Source organism: Nocardioides sp. CFH 31398, assembly GCF_022436705.1.
Lineage (GTDB): Bacteria > Actinomycetota > Actinomycetes > Propionibacteriales > Nocardioidaceae > Nocardioides.
In genome coordinates this window covers 17,240-34,765 of sequence record NZ_JAKUHT010000021.1, presented here as the reverse complement: position 1 = coordinate 34,765, position 17,526 = coordinate 17,240, and the positions used below count along the sequence as shown (strand labels likewise).

Annotated in this window: 15 protein-coding genes; 5 read left to right on the top strand and 10 right to left on the bottom strand. The window is 72.9% G+C overall.

Going from position 1 to position 17,526, the window contains the following annotated elements; genetic code table 11:
• Positions 1 to 42 precede the first annotated feature (42 nt).
• Genes MJ876_RS16095 through MJ876_RS16080 form a run of 4 tightly spaced genes read right to left on the bottom strand, consistent with a single transcriptional unit; the run spans position 43 to position 3,543 of the window.
• Positions 43 to 432 carry a universal stress protein gene (locus tag MJ876_RS16095; protein WP_240237818.1) on the bottom strand — a complete coding sequence of 130 codons (390 nt, stop codon included), beginning with the start codon at positions 430 to 432 and terminating at the stop codon, positions 43 to 45.
• Complete coding sequence (locus MJ876_RS16090) at positions 429 to 1,979, bottom strand: tripartite tricarboxylate transporter permease (RefSeq protein WP_240237816.1); 1,551 nt, start codon at positions 1,977 to 1,979, stop codon at positions 429 to 431. The genes MJ876_RS16095 and MJ876_RS16090 overlap by 4 nt, the downstream gene beginning before the upstream one ends.
• A complete protein-coding gene (locus MJ876_RS16085; RefSeq protein WP_240237814.1) occupies positions 1,979 to 2,524 on the bottom strand; it encodes a tripartite tricarboxylate transporter TctB family protein in 546 nt (181 codons plus the stop codon). Before MJ876_RS16085 ends, MJ876_RS16090 begins: the two co-directional genes overlap by 1 nt.
• On the bottom strand, positions 2,521 to 3,543 hold the full coding sequence (locus tag MJ876_RS16080) for a tripartite tricarboxylate transporter substrate binding protein (RefSeq protein ID WP_240237812.1): 1,023 nt from the start codon (positions 3,541 to 3,543) through the stop codon (positions 2,521 to 2,523). Before MJ876_RS16080 ends, MJ876_RS16085 begins: the two co-directional genes overlap by 4 nt.
• Before the next feature lie 117 nt (positions 3,544 to 3,660).
• On the opposite strand from MJ876_RS16080, the gene MJ876_RS16075 reads away from it, so the two are divergent.
• Together MJ876_RS16075 and MJ876_RS16070 are read left to right on the top strand one after the other, a co-directional pair.
• Entirely contained in the window at positions 3,661 to 5,265 is a 1,605-nt protein-coding gene (locus tag MJ876_RS16075; protein ID WP_240237811.1) for an ATP-binding protein, read from the top strand.
• A complete protein-coding gene (locus tag MJ876_RS16070) occupies positions 5,262 to 5,981 on the top strand; it encodes a response regulator (RefSeq protein WP_240237809.1) in 720 nt (239 codons plus the stop codon). Before MJ876_RS16075 ends, MJ876_RS16070 begins: the two co-directional genes overlap by 4 nt.
• A gap of 54 nt (positions 5,982 to 6,035) precedes the next feature.
• Here MJ876_RS16070 and MJ876_RS16065 read toward each other — a convergent pair whose 3' ends face one another.
• The 6 genes from MJ876_RS16065 to MJ876_RS16040 all read right to left on the bottom strand — a co-directional run bounded on the left by MJ876_RS16065 (position 6,036) and on the right by MJ876_RS16040 (position 12,910).
• Positions 6,036 to 7,031: a hypothetical protein gene (locus MJ876_RS16065; protein WP_240237807.1), complete on the bottom strand. Its 996-nt coding sequence runs from the start codon at positions 7,029 to 7,031 to the stop codon at positions 6,036 to 6,038.
• Positions 7,031 to 7,954, bottom strand: coding sequence for a 2,3,4,5-tetrahydropyridine-2,6-dicarboxylate N-succinyltransferase (gene dapD / locus MJ876_RS16060; RefSeq protein ID WP_240237805.1), 924 nt, complete (start codon positions 7,952 to 7,954; stop codon positions 7,031 to 7,033). The genes MJ876_RS16065 and dapD overlap by 1 nt, the downstream gene beginning before the upstream one ends.
• Before the next feature lie 66 nt (positions 7,955 to 8,020).
• On the bottom strand, positions 8,021 to 8,698 hold the full coding sequence (locus MJ876_RS16055) for a TetR family transcriptional regulator (protein ID WP_240237803.1): 678 nt from the start codon (positions 8,696 to 8,698) through the stop codon (positions 8,021 to 8,023).
• Between the two features lie 56 nt (positions 8,699 to 8,754).
• Entirely contained in the window at positions 8,755 to 10,518 is a 1,764-nt protein-coding gene (locus tag MJ876_RS16050) for a carboxylesterase/lipase family protein (RefSeq protein ID WP_240237801.1), read from the bottom strand.
• A 3-nt stretch (positions 10,519 to 10,521) separates the two neighbouring features.
• Entirely contained in the window at positions 10,522 to 11,907 is a 1,386-nt protein-coding gene (locus MJ876_RS16045) for an MFS transporter (RefSeq protein WP_240237799.1), read from the bottom strand.
• Between the two features lie 328 nt (positions 11,908 to 12,235).
• The gene (locus MJ876_RS16040; RefSeq protein WP_240237797.1) at positions 12,236 to 12,910 is read right to left on the bottom strand and encodes a PepSY domain-containing protein; all 675 of its coding nucleotides are present in this window, start codon (positions 12,908 to 12,910) and stop codon (positions 12,236 to 12,238) included.
• Positions 12,911 to 13,022: 112 nt separating this feature from the next.
• On the opposite strand from MJ876_RS16040, the gene MJ876_RS16035 reads away from it, so the two are divergent.
• The 3 genes from MJ876_RS16035 to ileS all read left to right on the top strand — a co-directional run bounded on the left by MJ876_RS16035 (position 13,023) and on the right by ileS (position 17,494).
• Positions 13,023 to 13,604: an AAA family ATPase gene (locus MJ876_RS16035; protein WP_240237795.1), complete on the top strand. Its 582-nt coding sequence runs from the start codon at positions 13,023 to 13,025 to the stop codon at positions 13,602 to 13,604.
• Positions 13,597 to 13,968, top strand: a complete 372-nt coding sequence (locus MJ876_RS16030) for a DNA polymerase ligase N-terminal domain-containing protein (protein ID WP_240237793.1) — start codon at positions 13,597 to 13,599, stop codon at positions 13,966 to 13,968. The genes MJ876_RS16035 and MJ876_RS16030 overlap by 8 nt, the downstream gene beginning before the upstream one ends.
• 241 nt (positions 13,969 to 14,209) lie before the next feature.
• Complete coding sequence (gene ileS / locus MJ876_RS16025; protein WP_240237791.1) at positions 14,210 to 17,494, top strand: isoleucine--tRNA ligase; 3,285 nt, start codon at positions 14,210 to 14,212, stop codon at positions 17,492 to 17,494.
• Positions 17,495 to 17,526: the final 32 nt, after the last annotated feature.

Here is a 17,526-nt window from a genome sequence, read left to right as displayed (position 1 = left end):
CCGATCCCACGCGATCCGTGGTCACGCGGGCACCGGGTCGGCTCAGCCCGCAGGCTTCACCGCCAGCACGGGGCAGGGGGCGTCGAGCAGGATGCGCTGGGCGACGCTGCCCATGAGCACCTTGCCGACCGGGCTGCGGTGGCGGAGGCCGACGACCACGAGCGTGCCCCCGACCTCCTTCACCACGTCGATGACGGCCTCGGAGGGTTCGACGCCGACCGGCTGTCGCACCTCGTGGGTGAGGCCGTGCTCCGCGAGCCCGCGGTCGAGCTCGGCGAGCCGCTCGGTGGAGGCGAACCGCTCGTCGACGAACGCGTCGCCGCGGGTGGCGTTGACGACGACGACGCCGAGCCGGCGCAGCCGGGCCTCGGTGACGGCGTGGGCGAGGGCGGCCTCGCCGTACACGTCCGGGGTGTAGGCGACGACGATCATGATCCGACCTCCTGGCGGTCCTTCGCGGCGTCCTCGACGACGGCCGACGGGGTGGCGGTGCGCGGGGCGACCCGCGACCAGACGAGCGGGGCGACGACGACGACCACGATGATCGCGTAGACGATCAGGGCGATGGGCTCGTTGAACAGCCCGCCCAGGTCGCCGGAGCTGAGGTCGAGCGCCTCGCGCAGCTTGCTCTCCATCAGGGGCCCGAGGATGACGCCGAGGATCAGCGGCAGCACCGGGATCCCGAAGCGGCGGATCGCGTAGCCCAGCGCGCCGAAGACGACGAGCAGCGCCACGTCGAACGGCTGCTGGCGGAACGCGTACGCCCCGAGCGAGGCGAAGAACAGGATGCCGGCGTACAGCTGCGGGCGGGGGATGCGGAGCAGCTTGGCCCACAGCGGCGCCAGCGGCAGGTTCAGCACCAGGAGCAGCGCGTTGCCGATCAGGAGGCTGGCGAGCAGCGCCCAGATCAGGTCGGGCTGGTCGGTCATCAGGGTCGGGCCGGGGGTGATGCCGTAGCCCTGGATCGCGGCCAGCATGACGGCGGACGTCGCGGTGACGGGCAGGCCGAGGGCCAGCAGCGGCACCAGCGTGCCCGCAGCGGAGGCGTTGTTCGCGGCCTCGGGGCCGGCGACGCCCTCGATGGCGCCGTCGCCGAACTTCTCGCGCCCCGCGCCGCCCTTCGCGAGCTTCCGCTCGGTGACGTAGGACAGGAACGTCGGGGTCTCGGCGCCACCGGCGGGGACGGCGCCGAACGGGAAGCCCAGCGCGGTGCCGCGCAGCCACGGCTTCCAGGAGCGCCGCCAGTCCTCCTTGCCCATCCACGGGCGACCGACGGGGATGACCTGCAGCGGACGACGACGCAGGTGCGCGGCGGTCCACAGGGCCTCGCCGACGGCGAACAGGCCCACGGCGACGACGACGATGTCGATGCCCTCGGCGAGCTGGTTGAGGCCGAGCATGGCGCGGGGCTGGGCGGTGGAGCCGTCCAGGCCGACCAGGCCGATCGCGAGGCCGATGAACAGGCCGAGGAAGCCGCGGAGCTTCGAGGCGCCCAGGACGGCGCTGACCAGCACCATCGACAGCAGCATGATCGCGAAGTACGACGGGGCGCCGATCTGGACGGCGAACTCGGCGAGCGGCGGCGCGAAGAAGATGACGCCGAGGGTGCCGAGCGTGCCGGCGACGAACGAGCCGATGGCGGCGGTGGCGAGCGCCTGGGCGGCGCGCCCGGCCTTGGCCATCTTGTTGCCCTCGAGCGCCGTCATCACCGACGCGGACTCGCCCGGGGTGTTCAGCAGGATCGACGTCGTCGACCCGCCGTACATGCCCCCGTAGTAGATGCCGGCGAACATGATCAGCGCCGAGGTGACGTCGAGGCCGTAGGTGACGGGCAGCAGCAGCGCGACCGCCATGGCGGGGCCGACGCCGGGCAGGACCCCGACGAAGGTGCCGAGCAGGACGCCGATGATCGCCCACGCGAGGTTCATCGGGGTGAGGGCGTCGAGCAGCCCGCCCCCGAGCAGTGACAACGTCTCCATCAGAGGATCCCGTCCAGGATGCCGGGCGAGAGGGGGACCCCCAGCGCGACGTAGAAGAAGTACCAGCTCAGCACCGCCAGGGCGACGCCGACGAGGAGGTCACGGACCAGGGTCCGGCTCCCGAGGGCCCAGGCGGCCCCGGCGAACAGCAGGCCGCCGGTGACGGCCCAGCCGAGGACGTCGACGAGCAGCACGTTGGCCACGAGGACGGCGGCGAGCTTGCCGACCAGTGCGAAGTCGGGCCGCTGGTCGAGGTCGACGTCCTCGCCCTCCTCGGGCTCGGCCCGGTCGCCGCGCAGGGTGGCGACGATCCAGACCACCGACAGCACGATGAGCACGCCGCCGATGACGTAGGGGAACAGGCGGGGGCCGACGGGGTCCGCGAAGCCGATGTTGAGCGTGGTGGCGTCGAGGACGACGTACGCCCCGGCGACGCCGAGCACGACGGCGAAGACGATCTGGCCGACGTCGACGCCGCGGGACGCCGCGGGGGCCGCGGTGGTCTCGGGCGCCGGTGTGGGCGCCTCGGGACTGCTGGTGCTCATGCGTCCTCCTCGTCGATGAGCTGGAGCTCGGTCAGGGTGTCGGCGACGCGCGCGTCCTGCTCGACGAGGAACTCGTCGAACTCCTCGCCGGTCAGGAACGCGTCCTGCCAGCCGTTGAGCTCGAGCTGCTCCTGCCACTCGTCGGTCGCCCGCATCTCGGTGAAGTAGTCGATGTACTGCTGCTCGCGCTCCTCGGAGATGCCGGGCGGCGCGAGGATGCCGCGCCAGTTGAGGAACGTGAAGTCGATGCCGGACTCGACCAGGGTCGGGATCCGGTTGAGCATCGGCTGGGAGATCCGTTCCTCGCCCGAGACGGCGAGGACCCGCAGGTCGCCGTTCTCGATGGAGCCGGCGAACTCGCCGAGGCCGGAGAAGCCGACCTGGATCTTGTTGCCGAGCAGCGCGCTGGTCAGCGGGCCGCCGCCGTCGTAGGAGATGTAGTTGACCTCGGTCGGCGGGACGTCGACGGCCTCGGCGAGCTGGTGGGGGAAGAGGTGGTCCGGGCCGCCGGGCGAGGAGCCGCCGCCGACGGTGATGGACGCCGGGTCGGCCCTCCAGGCCTGCACGAAGTCGTCCACGGTGCGCCAGGGCGAGTCGCCGGGGACCAGGATCCCCTCCTGCTCCTCGATGAGCTGGGCGACCGGGGTCGCGTCCTGCAGCGACTCCTCGGCGCCGAAGGAGTAGAGGGAGCCGACGACGCCGAGGCCGACGGTCATCATCGCCTCCTCGTCGCCCTCGAGGTTCATCAGCTGGGCGAAGGCGAGGCTGCCGCCGGCACCGATAGAGTTCTCGACCTGGAAGCCGCCGCCGGTGAGGTCGTGGTCCTCCATCACGCGGACCGCGGCGCGGCCGGTGAGGTCGTAGCCGCCGCCGGGGCTGTTGGGGATGATCATGAGCAGGTCGTCGTCCACGCCGGTCTGGGACCGGGTCACCCCGCAGGAGGTGACGGCCAGGGTCAGGGCCAGGGTGGTCGCGACCGCGCCCGCGGTGCGTCGCACCAGCCGTGCTCGATGTCGCATGCTGTCCTCTTCGGTGTTCCGGGGGGAGAGTGAGCCGGGCCACACCCGGCTCACGAGGAGTCTGCGAACTCCGTGTGGCGGTCGTCACGGTTAGGGAGGTAGAGGTAGTTGCGGTCGTTGTGGTCACGCCTGACGCTGGCCGGCCAGTTCCTCGTCTTCCAGATGGGGGTCATCGCCCTGGTGCTCGTCGCCGTGACCGTGATCTCGGTCAGGCAGGCGGACGTCGAGCTCCGCAACGACCAGTCCGACGTCACCCGTCAGGTGGCGAACCAGATCGGCAACCTGAAGGTCGTGCAAACGGAGGTCGACCAGGTCGGGGCCCAGCGGGCGGTGTCGCCGAGGGTCGTCGACCTGCAGGAGTCCAACCTCGTCGACCTGACCCTGGTGGCGGACGCCGACGGGGTCGTCGTCGCGTCGTCCGACCCCACGATCGTCGGCGCCCGTGTCGGCGACGGTGACGCGGCGCCGGCGCTCGACGGGCGCCCGTGGACGGGGGAGCAGGACGTCGGGGGGCGCCGGGTGCTGGTGTCGTACCGGCCGGTGTTCCGCGTCGCCGGGGGCGAGTTCGTGCAGGTCGGCGTCGCCGGCGCCGCCGTCCTCGCCCCGACGCTCGGCGAGCGCCTGCCCGGCGTCGCCCGCAACACCCTGCTCTACCTGGGCATCGCGGCGGGGCTCGGCGTCGCCGGGTCCTACCTGCTGTCGCGGCTCGTGCGCCGTCGCACCCGCGGCCTCGAGCCCGCGCAGATCGCCACGCTCGCCGACCACCGCGAGGCGCTGCTGCACAGCATCCGCGAGGGCGTCGTCGGGGTCGGCACCGACGGCCGGGTGACGGTGCTGAACGACGGCGCGCGGGACCTGCTGGGACTGCCCGCCGACGCCGTGGGGCGACACGTGGACGACCTGGCCCTGCACCCCGCGCTCCGGTCCCTGCTGCTGTCGGCGGAGCCGGCGCGGGACGCCGTGGTCGTCGCCGACGGCAAGGCGCTGGTCGTCAGCCGGGAGACCGCCGCCAGCGAGGGCCGCGCGATCGGCACGGTCACGACCGTCCGCGACCGCACCGAGCTGGTCACCCTCCAGAGCCAGCTCGACGTCAGCCGGAGCGTCACCGACACCCTCCGTGCGCAGACCCACGAGCACGCCAACCAGCTGCACACCCTCTCGGGGCTGGTGCAGCTGGAGGAGTACGACGAGCTGCGCCGGTTGGTCGGGGACCTCACCCGCCGCCGCGCCGAGATCAGCGAGGCGGTCACGTCGATGGTCGACGACCCCGCCGTGGCCGCCCTGCTCGTCGCGAAGACCAGCTCGGCCCTGGAGTCCGGCCAGGAGCTCGCCCTCGTGCCGGGCTCTCACCTCGGACGGCTCTCCTCCGCCGTCTCGGCGGCCGTCACGACGGTCGTCGGCAACCTGGTGGACAACGCGCTGCACGCCTCGGCGGACTCCGGCGGCCGCCACGTCGACGTCCACCTCGCCGACGACGGCGACGAGGTCGTCGTCGAGGTCAACGACGACGGCGCCGGGGTGCCCGAGCCCGACGCCGACCGGGTCTTCGAGCGCGGCTTCAGCACCAAGCCCGACTCCGGCACCGGCCGCGGTGTCGGCCTGTCGCTGGTGCGGGTGCTGTGCGCGTCGCGCGGCGGTAGCGTCACCGTCGAGAACGGCGGAGAGCTCGGCGGGGCGGTGTTCACCGCGACGCTGCCGCACCGTGAGGAGGCAGGGGCGTGACCAGCGGTGACGCGGGTGGTCCCGACGAGGTCGGGGTCCTCGTCGTGGACGACGACTTCCGTGTCGCCGCGATCCACGCGCGGTTCGTGGAGCGTGCGCCCGGTTTCCTCGTGCTCGCGACGGTGCGCTCGGGCGCCGAGGCGCTGGAGGCCGTGGAGCAGCTGCACCCGGACCTCGTGCTGCTCGACGTCCACCTCCCGGACCTGTCCGGGGTCGAGGTGCTGCGCCGGCTGCGCGCGCACGACGACCCGGCCGTCTCGGGGGTCGACGTCATCATGATCACGGCCGCCCGGGAGGCCGACACCGTGCGCGCGGCGCTGCACCAGGGCGCGGCGGCGTACCTCGTGAAGCCGTTCGAGGCCGCCGACCTGGTCGAGCGCCTGACGGAGTTCGCCGACACCCACCGGGTGCTCGCCGAGGGCGGCGGACAGGTGGGCGGGCAGGCCGACATCGACGCGGTGTTCGGCCGGGGCGCCCCGGTGCGACGCGACCCACCGCTGCCCAAGGGTCTGTCGGCCGAGTCGGCGCAGACGGTGCTCGAGTCGGTCGCCGTCGGCGAGGAGGTCTCCGCCGCCGAGTGCGCCGACGCCGTCGGCATGTCGCGCGTCAGCGCCCGCCGCTACCTCGAGCACTTCGTCGACACCGGCCGCTTCGAGGTCCGCCTGCGCTACGGCCGCGCCGGCCGCCCCCAGCGCATCTACGCCCGCACGCGGTAGCCGCTGCGCCCCCACCGCCGGTCGAGGCGCGAGCGCGGCCCCCGCCTCGACCGCCTACTCGAAGACGTCCACGTGGACGTGGTCGCGGTGCTCCAGGATGGCGGCGGTGGCGGGGTCGCGGCCGTCGGTGTCGACGTCGTACTCGCGCCAGCCCTGGGCGGAGCGGCGCGCCGTCCAGATCCGCCCGTCGTAGATGACGGTGGCGACGTCGAGACGCTCGGCCTGGGCGACCAGGTACTGCGCCACCGACCAGCCCCGCACCTGGTTGGTGTCGTTGACGGGCCGGAAGAAGAAGTCGACGGCGCGGCCGTCGTAGTGGGCGGAACCCTCCATGTGGCCGGAGTCGACGCCCTCGGGGGCGAACCCGCCGGTCTGCACCTCGCCGTACGCCTCGAGGACGTCGCGGCGCACCGCGTCGGCGCGCTCGGTCAGCCCCACGTCGTTGAGGTCGGTCGACGACGCCTCGGCCTCGCCGTCGACGGTGCAGGTGAAGGTGCCGGGGGAGTTGCCGGTCAGCGCGGAGGCGAGGGCCCGGGCGTCGGCCTCGTGGTCGGCGTACGCCTCGGGGAAGCCGGAGCGCTGCACCTCCTGCGCGGCGACGGTGACGCGCATGTCCTCGTAGCCGTCGACCTCGACCAGCGCGTCGTAGAAGGCGTTCGTGGCGTAGACGGGGTCCTGCACCTGCTCCTCGGTGCCCCAGCCCTGCGAGGGCCGCTGCTGGAACAGGCCGAGGGAGTCCCGGTCGCCGTAGTCGATGTTGATGATCTTCGACTCCTGGTACGCCGTGGCCAGGGCGATCGACGCGGCCCGGGCGGGCAGGCCGCGGCGGACGGCGATCGCCGAGATCAGCGCCGCGTTCTCCGCCTGCTCCGCCGACACCTCGACGTAGTGCCCGTCCACCTCCACCGAGCAGCCCTCGGCGGTCGGCAGGCCGGGGATGATCGGGCCCAGGAGACGTCCGACGGCGAACCACGTGCCGACCGCGATCCCGCTCAGCAGGAGCAGGACCAGGACGAGCACCCCGGCGCGCCCGGCGCGGGCGCCCTCCACTAGTTGGCGTGCAGGGCGGCGTTGAGCGCGATGCCCTGCCCGGTCCTGGCGACCGCCTCGACGGCGCCGGAGACGGAGTTGCGGCGGAAGAGGATGCCGTCCGACCCGGACAGCTCGGCGGCCTTCACGACCTTGTCCTCGGCGGGGAGGGTCACCTTGGTGCCCGCGGTCACGTAGCAACCCGCCTCGACGACGCAGTCGTCACCGAGCGAGATCCCGATGCCGGCGTTGGCGCCGAGCAGGCACCGCTCGCCGACGCTGATCACCGTCGTGCCACCGCCCGAGAGGGTCCCCATGATGGAGGCGCCGCCGCCGACGTCGGAGCCGTCGCCCACGACCACGCCGGCCGAGATGCGGCCCTCGACCATCGACGAGCCCAGGGTGCCGGCGTTGAAGTTGACGAAACCCTCGTGCATGACGGTGGTGCCCGGCGCGAGGTGGGCGCCGAGGCGGACACGGTCGGCGTCGGCGATGCGGACGCCGCTCGGCAGCACGTAGTCGACCATCCGCGGGAACTTGTCGACGCCGTACACCGCGACGGCGCCCTGCCCGCGCAGGCGGGCGCGGGTGACCTCGAAGCCCTCGACGGCGCAGGGGCCGGCGGAGGTCCACACGACGTTGGTGAGCAGCCCGAACACGCCCTCCATCGACATCCCGTGGGGCTTCACGAGGCGGTGCGAGAGCAGGTGCAGGCGCAGCCACACGTCCTGCGTGGACGACGGCGGCGCGTCGAGGTCGGCGATCTCGACGAGCTCGACCTCGGTCGAGACGCCGCGGACGGCGTCGGTGCCGACGAGGTTCGCGAGCGTGCCGGGCGAGGCGTGCTCCTCGGTCGCGCCGAGCGCGGGGGAGGGGAACCAGCAGTCCAGCACGTTCCCGTCGGTGTCGCGGGTGGTCAGTCCGTGGCCCCAGGCGGAAGTCATGGTCCGAAGTCTAGGAGGGCCCGCTGAAGGGGACCTGAGGCCGCCCGCCGCGGACGTCGGCGCCCTTCAGAGCGGGTGGGAGGCGTCCCGGAGGCTCGCCAGCGCCGCGCGCGCCTCCGGGGAGTCGGGCAGGACGGCGAGCAGCGACGCCGGCCCGCCGGCGCCCGCGCCGCCCGCCTCGGTGCGCACAAGCCGGCGGATCCAGGCGAACCCGGCCTCCAGGTCGGCCTCGGCGTCCGTCGCGCCGCCGCTGCGGACCCAGTCGCCCAGGGCGGCGCGGTGCATCGCGTCGATGAGCTGCGCCCACGCCATGTGCAGGTACGGCGGGCTGCCGTCGGGGAGGTTCGCCCGCAGGTAGGCGCGGGTGACGACGACGTACCGCTCGTGCTCCACGACCTCCCGGGTCCGCAGCTCCGGCACCAGCCGGGTCAGCTGGTAGCGGCGGAGGACGAGCTCCGGGTGCGACAGGAAGTCCCGCAGGGAGACCCGGGTCGCGGCGATGACCGCCTCGACCGGGTCCGTCCCGGGGGCGGCGCCATCGAGGGCGCTGCGCAGCAGCTCGAGCCGGCCGGAGTGGTCGGGGAAAGGCAGCTCGTCCTTGCCCCCGAAGTAGCGGAACACCGTCCGGCGGGACACCTCCGAGGCGCTGGCGACCGCCTCGACGGTGACGTTCTCGTAGCCCTGCTCGAGGAACAGCCGCATGGCCGTCTCCGCGATCCGGTACTTCGTCCGGTCCGCGGCCATCACCGGCGTCCCCCACGTGCCACGGTCCGAGCCTAGGAGCCCGACGGTCCGCGGGGTCATCCGACCGGTCCGAAGGGACCGACGAGGTCCGCCGGCAGGCGGTAGCCGGTGGGAGCGGCGTCCGGCGGGACGAAGGTGCCCGCGGTGCCGGAGGCCCGCCGCTTCGTGGCGTCGAAGACCGTGCTCGCCGGCCACTGCTGCCAGGGGTCGTCGAGCCCCGCGTGGCCGGGGTCGCCCGTGCGCACGAACCGCGACAGGCTGCGCGTCATCAGCGCCGACAGCTCGAGCCGGCCCGGGCGGTTCGCCGGGCCGTAGGCGAAGCTGAACAGGCTCCGGCCGAAGGTGCCGAAGGCGAACGGCAGGTCCATCGCGTGGACCGACCCGTAGACCTCGTCCCACGGCTGCGGCTCGGAGTCCCACGCGAACTGGTAGTAGAAGAGCTTGCGGTGGCCCGCGGCCTGCAGCTGGCCCATCGACTGCGCGGTCAGCTGGGTGAAGACGCCCCGGGTCAGGGCCTCGGCGGCGTCGTCCCACCCGCCGGGCCGGTCGACGGGCAGGTACTGCTCCGCGATCAGGTCGGAGGTCTCGAGGCCGCTGGGGCGGTCGGGACGCGACCGGTGCATGAGGGTGAAGCGGCGCCTGTCGTCGACCGCGTACGCGCCGACCAGCGCCCCGAACAGCTTGCCCTCCTCGAGGGTGTTGCCCGCGAGCAGCGGACCCTTCCGGTAGTCGCCGGCGGCGATGGCGCCGTACGGGTCCTCGGGGACGACGGCTCCGTCGGGGAACACGGCGGGCGGGTTGGCGCCGAGCTCCGGGTGGCGCAGCGCGAGCGCCTGGAGCTCCTCGGCGGACAGCGACCGCATCAGGGGGATCGGGTCCTCGGCGTCCTCGGGTGTGCCCTCCTCGTCGACGGCGTACGTCGCGAGCTGGTCGGCGTAGGTCCGGCCCTGCGCCTCGGGGGCGAACGACAGCCCGCCGCTCATCGGGACCGCCTTGTGGACCAGGCCCTTCGTCAGCGGCGACACGAGCAGCGACCAGACGTTGACCGCGCCCGCGGACTCTCCCATCACCGTCACGTTGCCGGCGTCGCCGCCGAAGGTCCGCGCGTTGCGGTGCACGAAGCGCAGCGACTCGATGATGTCCAGGGTGCCGAAGTTGCCGGAGTCCGCGACGGGCTCGCCGGTCTTCAACCCCTCGTGGTTGAGCCACCCGAACAGCCCCAGGCGGTAGTTGACGGTCACGACGACGGCGTTGGCGCGGCGGGCGAGGTGGCGGCCGTCGTACAGCGGGTCGGCGCTGTAGCCGACCGTGTTGCTGCCGCCGTGCACGAAGAGGATGACCGGCAGGTCCCGCTCGGCGGTGGCGGGGCGGAACACGTTGAGCGTGAGGCAGTCCTCCGAGCCGACGGGGGTGCCCAGGCCGTCGCGGATCTGCAGGTCGTAGTGCGGGCCGTCGGGGGAGGGGCTGAACATGCGGCCGGGCTGCGTGCAGCCGTCGCCGTACGCCGTGGTGCGGCGGACGCCGTCCCAGCGCCGGTGGGTGACGGGCGGGCGCCAGCGCAGGTCGCCGACGGGCGGCTCGGCGTACGGGACGCCGAGCCAGGAGTAGGAGCCGGCCGACGGCTCGCGGCCCCGCACGCGACCCAGGGTGGTGGGTCGCGTCGTGGAGGGCTGCCAGGCGGTCCCCCGTGCGGGTGCGGCGGTGTCGCGGACCTGCTCACGGTCCGGGTCGGCCGCCAAGGCCGGCGCCACCCCGAGCAGGGTGGCGCCGACGAGGGCGAGGGTCGTCAGGAGGCCGGTCGCGGGCCCCGGGCGCCCCACGGCTCAGGCCTTCTCGGTGGTGCGGAGGAGGTCGGTCGGCGCGCCCGGTCCGGGCGGGGCGTCCTGGGCGGCCGCCGTACGACGGTCCTCGGTGCGGACCGTGCGGTGCAGCAGCGGGATCAAGAACACCCCGACCACCGACGCGGCGACGAGGACGGCGAACCCGGCCGAGGCGCTGCCGGTCGCGCCCTCGGCGTACCCGTAGAGGTAGGGGCCGACGAACCCGCCGAGCAGGCCGACGGTGTTGATGAACGCCAGGCCGGCGGCGGCCATGAGGCCCGACATGCGGGCGGTGGCCACGGACCAGTACAGCGGCAGGATCCCGATGAGGAAGAACATCGAGGTCGAGATGAGCAGGACCTTCGCGACGGGCCCGTCGGCGACGGCGTACGCGAGGGCGCTGAGGGCGGTGGCGATCGTGCAGATCGTGATCACGAGGACCTCGTTGCGCAGGCGGCGCTGCAGCCAGGGGATGACGAGCACCCCGAGCAGGGCGCCGACGCCGGTGGCGCCGCTGACCAGGCCGATGAGGAACGAGCCCCGGACGTTCAGCGACTCGACGATCGAGGGGAAGTTGTACTGGATGGAGACGCTCGTGACCTGGTTCGCGAAGTAGATGGCGGCCAGGGCGAGGATGAACGGGCGACCGAAGGCGACCTTGGCGTTGCCCTTCAGCGTGGTGTGGGCGGGGGCGCCGACGACGACGGCGCGCTCCTCGATGACGCGGGCCTCCTCCTCGCTCAGCCACCGGGCGTCGCGCGGGGTGTCGGGCAGCAGCTTCCACACGAGACCGCCGACGACGATGGTGAACAGGCCCTCGGCGAGGAACAGCCACTGCCAGCCGCGCAGGCCGCCGGTGCCGCCGAGCTCCATCAGCGCGCCGCCGATCGGGCCGCCGAGGATGATGCCGACGCACACCGCGACGTACAGCGTGCCGACGGCGGTGACCCGTTGGTGCTGGGCGTACCAGACGGTGACGATGTACATCAGCGCCGGGAACAGGCCGGCCTCGGCCGCCCCGAGCAGGAACCGGATGACGTAGAACGACGTCGGTCCCTGCACGAACATCATGGCCGCGGTCAGCGCGCCCCAGGTGATGGCGATGCGCGTGATCCAGACCCGCGGGCCGACGCGGTGCATGACGAGGTTGCTCGGCACCTCCAGCAGCGCGTAGCTGAGGAAGAACACGCCGGCGCCCAGGCCGAACGCCGCGGCGCCGATCCCGACGTCCGCCTCGAGCGCGGTCTTGGCGAGGCCGACGTTCGTGCGGTCGACGAAGGCCATGAAGTAGGCCAGGCACAGGATCGGCAGGAGGTGCAGCGAGACCTTGCGCGTGGCGACGGCGTGCAGCCGGTCGTCGGCCTCGGTGGGGGATGCGGCGTGGGCCATGTCGAGCTCCGGTCGTCAGGTGGTGTGTCACTGAGTGACCTTCTGGTGTCACTGAGTGCCAGGACTGTGTCACACACCACACCGGGTCGGCAAGGCCCAGCCCCGGGCGGTCCGGCGGCTGACGAGCGCCGTCCGTCGGGGGCAGGTCGGGCGTCGTGCGGCCCGCTGGGGCACTGTGTGTGTCGTCCCTGACGCACCGGGTGGGTCACGGACGACACGCAGAGTGGATCCGCGGTCCCGCCGGGTGTCCGCCGACGACGACGGGCCCCGGAGCCGGCTCGGTGAGCCGGCCCCGGGGCCCGTGCGGTCGAGTCGTCGGGGACGACCCTCAGTCGTCGTCGGAGTCGTCGGTCTCGGTGCCAACGACGTCACCGGTCTGCGCGTCGACGAGGACGGTCTGCGCGTCGTCGTTGGTGCCGTCGCCGAAGTCGACGTCCCAGGTCAGGGTGCCGTTGTCGTCGTCCAGGCTCGCGCCGGTGACCTCGAGGTCGGGGTACTCGCCACGGGCGGTCCCGATGGCGTCGACGTAGCTGACCTGGGCCTGCAGCAGACGCTGGCGCTCGGCCTGGTCGTCCGCGTCGTTGTCGTCGCCGTCCGCGACGGGGCCGCGGGTGACGGTGCTGCCGTCGGCGGAGACGTCGACCTCGCTCTCCTGGGCGTCCTGGCTGAGCAGGGTGACGTCCCAGTCACCCGTGTCGTCGATGTCGATCGAGACGAGCGTGGCGCCGTCGGCGGCTTCGACGGCCGTCTCGGCGGCGGCCTCGATGTCGCCGACCGAGGCGCCGTTCCCGCCGGACCCGCCGGTGCCGCCGGAGCCCTGCGACTGCTCGGACCCGGCGTCCGGCGACGACGAGCCGTCGGGCGACTGGGTCACGGTCTCGGTCACGACCTCGTTCGGCTGGTCGTCGGCGTCGGTGTCGTCGGAGCCGCAGGCGACGAGCCCGAGGGCGAGCGGCGCGACGGCGAGGGCGGCGAGGCGGTGACGGAACGGACGGGTCGACATCGGGGAATCTCCTCGGGGAAGGTCGGTCGGGCGGTGATCGTGGCTCCAGCCTGGCGGCGGGCCCGCTAAAAGGACGCGAAACGCACCTCAAGGTCGCCTTAACGTTCGTCACGTGGGCGACCTGCTGCTGATCACCGGGCCGCCGGCCGTCGGCAAGATGACGGTCGGCCGGGCGGTCGCCGCGCGCAGCGACTACCGCTTGTTCCACAACCACCACACGATCGAGCCGCTGCTCGAGGTGTTCGGGCACGGGACCCGGGCGTTCACCGTCCTGAACGACGAGTTCCGGCGCAGGGTGCTCCAGGAGGCCGCCGCCGACGGGCTCCGGCTGGTCTTCAGCTTCGCCTGGTGGGTCGACGACCGCGACGACGTGGAGGTCGTGGAGAGCTACCTCGCGCCGTACGTCGACGCGGGTCTGCCGGTCCGCTTCGTCGAGCTGTACGCCGACCTGCCGACGCGGCTCGCCCGCAACGTCGGCGCCGACCGCCTCGCGGCGAAGCCGTCGAAGGCGGACCTGGCGTGGTCCGACGCGCACGTCCGCGAGCTCGCCGCGCAGAAGCGGATGAACACCGACCCCGACCGGCCGTCGCCCGCCGGCGACCTGCTGCGCCGCCACCCGCACCTCCGCGTCGACACGGGGGGCCGCACGGCGGACGACGTCGCCGGCGAGGTGCTCCACTGGGTGGGTGCCTGAGGACCCCGCCACCCCGACGCGGCCCCGCTTCGTGCTGCACGACCACCGGAAGCCGCAGCCGCACCACGACCTGCGGCTCGAGGAGGACGGCGTCCTGCGGTCGTGGGCGCTGCCGAAGGGGCCGCCCGTCGACGCCGCCCACGACCGCCTCGCGATCGCCGTCGAGGACCACGACCTCGACCACGCGACGTACACCGACGAGCACAAGTCCATCGCCGACGAGGGCTGGTGGGAGCTGGAGCGGCGCGACGAGCGGAGGTTCGTCTTCCGGCTGCACGGACGCGACGGGGCGACGCGGTACGCCCTGATCCGGACCGGGGGCACGCAGTGGCTGCTGCACCGCACGAAGGACCAGGGGAACTGATTCGCGGGGCCCCGGCGGCCCGCCGTACGATCGCTCCACAGGCGTTCGAGCCGTCATCAGCGGCGAGCCTCCGGAAGAACGAGCCCGGCGAAGCCACGGCGGACTCCAGTAGAACCGGACGGGTTGGCCCGTCACAGCCGTCGACGAGTGGTCCCGCGAGGGGCAAACGAGGTGGTACCGCGGCTCCCCGTGATGGCTGTCGTCCTCGTGCGACGACGACCCGCGAGGAGAGACCCCACCCATGGCAGGCGAGACCTACCCCAAGGTCACCACCGACCCGTCCGGCTCCGTGCCGCCGAGCCCGCGCTTCCCCGACATCGAGAAGCGGGTCCTCGAGTACTGGGACGCCGACGACACGTTCCGCGCCAGCGTCGAGCAGCGCGACGCCGGGACCGACGGCGACAACGAGTACGTGTTCTACGACGGCCCGCCCTTCGCGAACGGCCTGCCGCACTACGGCCACCTGCTCACCGGCTACGTCAAGGACCTGGTCCCGCGCTACCAGACCATGCGCGGACGCCGCGTCGAGCGGCGCTTCGGCTGGGACACCCACGGCCTGCCCGCCGAGCTCGAGGCCATGCGCCTCAACGGCATCAAGACGACCGACGAGATCCTCGAGCTGGGCGTCGAGAAGTTCAACGAGGCCTGCCGCGCCTCGGTGATGAAGTACACCGGCGAGTGGCGCGACTACGTGACCCGCCAGGCGCGCTGGGTCGACTTCGACCACGACTACCGGACCATGAACGCCGACTACATGGAGTCGGTCATCTGGGCCTTCAAGCAGCTCTTCGACAAGGGCTGGGTCTACGAGGGCTTCCGCGTCCTGCCGTACTGCTGGAAGGACGAGACCCCGCTCTCGAACCACGAGCTGCGGATGGACGAGGACACCTACCGCACCCGCCAGGACCCGGCCGTCACCGTCGGCGTGCCGCTCACCTCCGGCGAGCACGCCGGCGTCAAGGCGCTGGTGTGGACGACGACCCCGTGGACCCTGCCGTCCAACCTGGCGATCATGGTCGGCGAGGACATCGAGTACGTCGTCGTCGAGACTCCATCTGACTCGGGGCGGGGCGAGCGCTACCTGTTCGCCGAGGCCCGTCTCGGCGCGTACGCCCGCGAGCTGGGCGACGCCGAGGTCGTGGCGCGGGTGAGAGGCGCCGACCTCGTCGACACGACGTACGACCCGCCGTTCACCTACTACGCCGGCCACGAGCGGGCGTTCCGCCTCGTGACCGCGGAGTTCGTCACCACCACCGACGGCACCGGGCTGGTCCACACGGCCGGCGCCTTCGGTGAGGACGACAAGGTGGTCACGGACCGCGAGGGCATCGAGGCCGTCATGCCGGTCGGCAAGGACGGCCGCTTCACCGCGCCCGTCGACGACTACGCCGGGATGCAGGTCTTCGACGCCAACCCGCACATCATCGACGACCTGAAGGCCGCGACAGGGGCGGCCGAGCCGGTGGCGTCCGTCGGCGCCGGCACCGTGCTGCTGCGCCGCGAGACCTACGACCACTCCTACCCGCACTGCTGGCGCTGCCGCGAGCCCCTGATCTACAAGGGCGTCTCGTCGTGGTTCGTCGAGGTCACCGCGTTCAAGGAGCGCATGGCCGAGCTGAACCAGCAGATCACCTGGGTGCCGGGCCACATCCGCGACGGCCAGTTCGGCCGCTGGATCGAGAACGCCCGCGACTGGTCGATCACCCGCAACCGGTTCTGGGGCAGCCCGGTGCCGGTGTGGAAGAGCGACGACCCGGCGTACCCCCGCGTCGACGTGTACGGCTCGTTCGCCGAGCTCGAGCGCGACTTCGGCGACCTGCCGCGCGACCGCGACGGCAACCCCGACCTGCATCGCCCGTTCGTCGACGAGCTGACCCGCCCGAACCCCGACGACCCCCGGTCGGAGGAGGAGGGTCGTTCCACGATGCGGCGCGTCACCGACGTGCTCGACGTGTGGTTCGACTCGGGCTCGATGAGCTTCGCCCAGGTCCACTACCCGTTCGAGGCGGAGGAGTGGTTCCAGAACCACTTCCCGGCCGACTTCATCGTCGAGTACATCGGCCAGACCCGCGGCTGGTTCTACACCCTGCACATCCTCGCCACCGGGGTCTTCGACCGTCCGGCGTTCGAGACCTGCCTGAGCCACGGCATCGTCCTCGGCTCGGACGGCGCCAAGATGAGCAAGTCGCTGCGCAACTACCCCGACGTCAGCGAGGTCTTCGACCGCGACGGCGCCGACGCGATGCGCTGGTTCCTCATGTCGAGCCCGATCCTGCGCGGCGGCAACCTGATCGTCACCGAGCAGGGCATCCGCGACGCCGTGCGCCACACGATGATCCCGCTGTGGAACGCCTGGTACTTCCTCGCGCTCTACGCCGGCGCCGCCGGCCCGACCGGGTACGCCGGGCGCACGCGCACGGACTCCACGCACCCGATGGACCGCTACCTGCTCGCGAAGACCCGCGAGTACGTCGAGCGGACCACCGAGCAGATGGACGCCTACGACGTCGCCGGCGCCTGCGAGACCACGCGCGGCTTCGTCGACGTGCTGACCAACTGGTACATCCGGCGCTCCCGCTCGCGCTTCTGGGCGACGGACTTCTCGACGTCCGATCCGACCGCGACCGAGCCGTTCGACACGCTGCACACGGTGCTCGAGACGGTCTGCCGGGTGGTGGCGCCGCTGCTGCCGCTGACGGCGGAGGAGATCTGGCGCGGCCTGACGGGCGGCCGGTCGGTGCACCTGACCGACTGGCCGGACGCCGGGGAGCTGCCCGCCGAGGACGACCTGGTGGCGGCGATGGACGCCGTCCGCGAGGTCTGCTCCGCTGGCTCCGCGCTGCGCAAGGCCGCCGGTCTGCGCACCCGTCTGCCCCTGCACTCGCTCACGGTCGTCGTGCCGGACCCGAAGGCGCTCGAGCCGTTCACCTCCGTCGTGGCCGACGAGCTGAACCTGCGCGAGGTGCGGCTGCTGGCGATCGACGAGCCCGAGGCGGCGTCGTACGGCGTGGCGCAGCGGCTGACGGTCAACGCGCGCGCCGCCGGCCCGCGGCTCGGGAAGGACGTGCAGGCCGCCATCAAGGGGTCCAAGTCCGGCGACTGGGCGGTCGCCGAGGACGGCACGGTCACCTCCGGCGGCCTGGCGCTGGTCGAGGGCGAGTACACCCTCGACACCGTCGCCGACGGCGCGGGGGAGGACACCGCCACCGGCGTCCTGGCCAGCGGCGGCTTCGTCGCCCTCGACACGCGGGTCACGCCCGACCTGGCCACCGAGGGTCTGGCGCGTGACCTCGTCCGCGCCGTCCAGCAGGCCCGCCGCGACGCGGGTCTGGAGGTGTCCGACCGCATCGAGCTGACCGTCTCCGGGTCCCCCGGCGTGGTCGGCGCGGTGGCGGCGCACGAGGCCCTGATCACCGAGGAGACCCTCGCGGTGGGGGTGATCGTGGTGGAGGAGCCGGGCACGGGGGCCACCGAGGTGGCGCTCGCCGACGGCGAGACCGCCACCGTGTCCGTGCGCAGGCGCTGACGGCTCAGCGACGGGTCCGGAGGGGGTGGCGC

What these genes read in the sequence shown, in the direction of transcription:
- MJ876_RS16080 (WP_240237812.1), bottom strand. Translation starts at nt 3,543, where the DNA reads ATGCGACATCGAGCACGGCTGGTGCGACGCACCGCGGGCGCGGTCGCG.
- MJ876_RS16040 (WP_240237797.1), bottom strand. Translation starts at nt 12,910, where the DNA reads ATGTCGACCCGTCCGTTCCGTCACCGCCTCGCCGCCCTCGCCGTCGCG.
- ileS (WP_240237791.1), top strand. Translation starts at nt 14,210, where the DNA reads ATGGCAGGCGAGACCTACCCCAAGGTCACCACCGACCCGTCCGGCTCC.
- MJ876_RS16045 (WP_240237799.1), bottom strand. Translation starts at nt 11,907, where the DNA reads ATGGCCCACGCCGCATCCCCCACCGAGGCCGACGACCGGCTGCACGCC.
- MJ876_RS16085 (WP_240237814.1), bottom strand. Translation starts at nt 2,524, where the DNA reads ATGAGCACCAGCAGTCCCGAGGCGCCCACACCGGCGCCCGAGACCACC.
- MJ876_RS16055 (WP_240237803.1), bottom strand. Translation starts at nt 8,698, where the DNA reads ATGGCCGCGGACCGGACGAAGTACCGGATCGCGGAGACGGCCATGCGG.
- MJ876_RS16095 (WP_240237818.1), bottom strand. Translation starts at nt 432, where the DNA reads ATGATCGTCGTCGCCTACACCCCGGACGTGTACGGCGAGGCCGCCCTC.
- dapD (WP_240237805.1), bottom strand. Translation starts at nt 7,954, where the DNA reads ATGACTTCCGCCTGGGGCCACGGACTGACCACCCGCGACACCGACGGG.
- MJ876_RS16090 (WP_240237816.1), bottom strand. Translation starts at nt 1,979, where the DNA reads ATGGAGACGTTGTCACTGCTCGGGGGCGGGCTGCTCGACGCCCTCACC.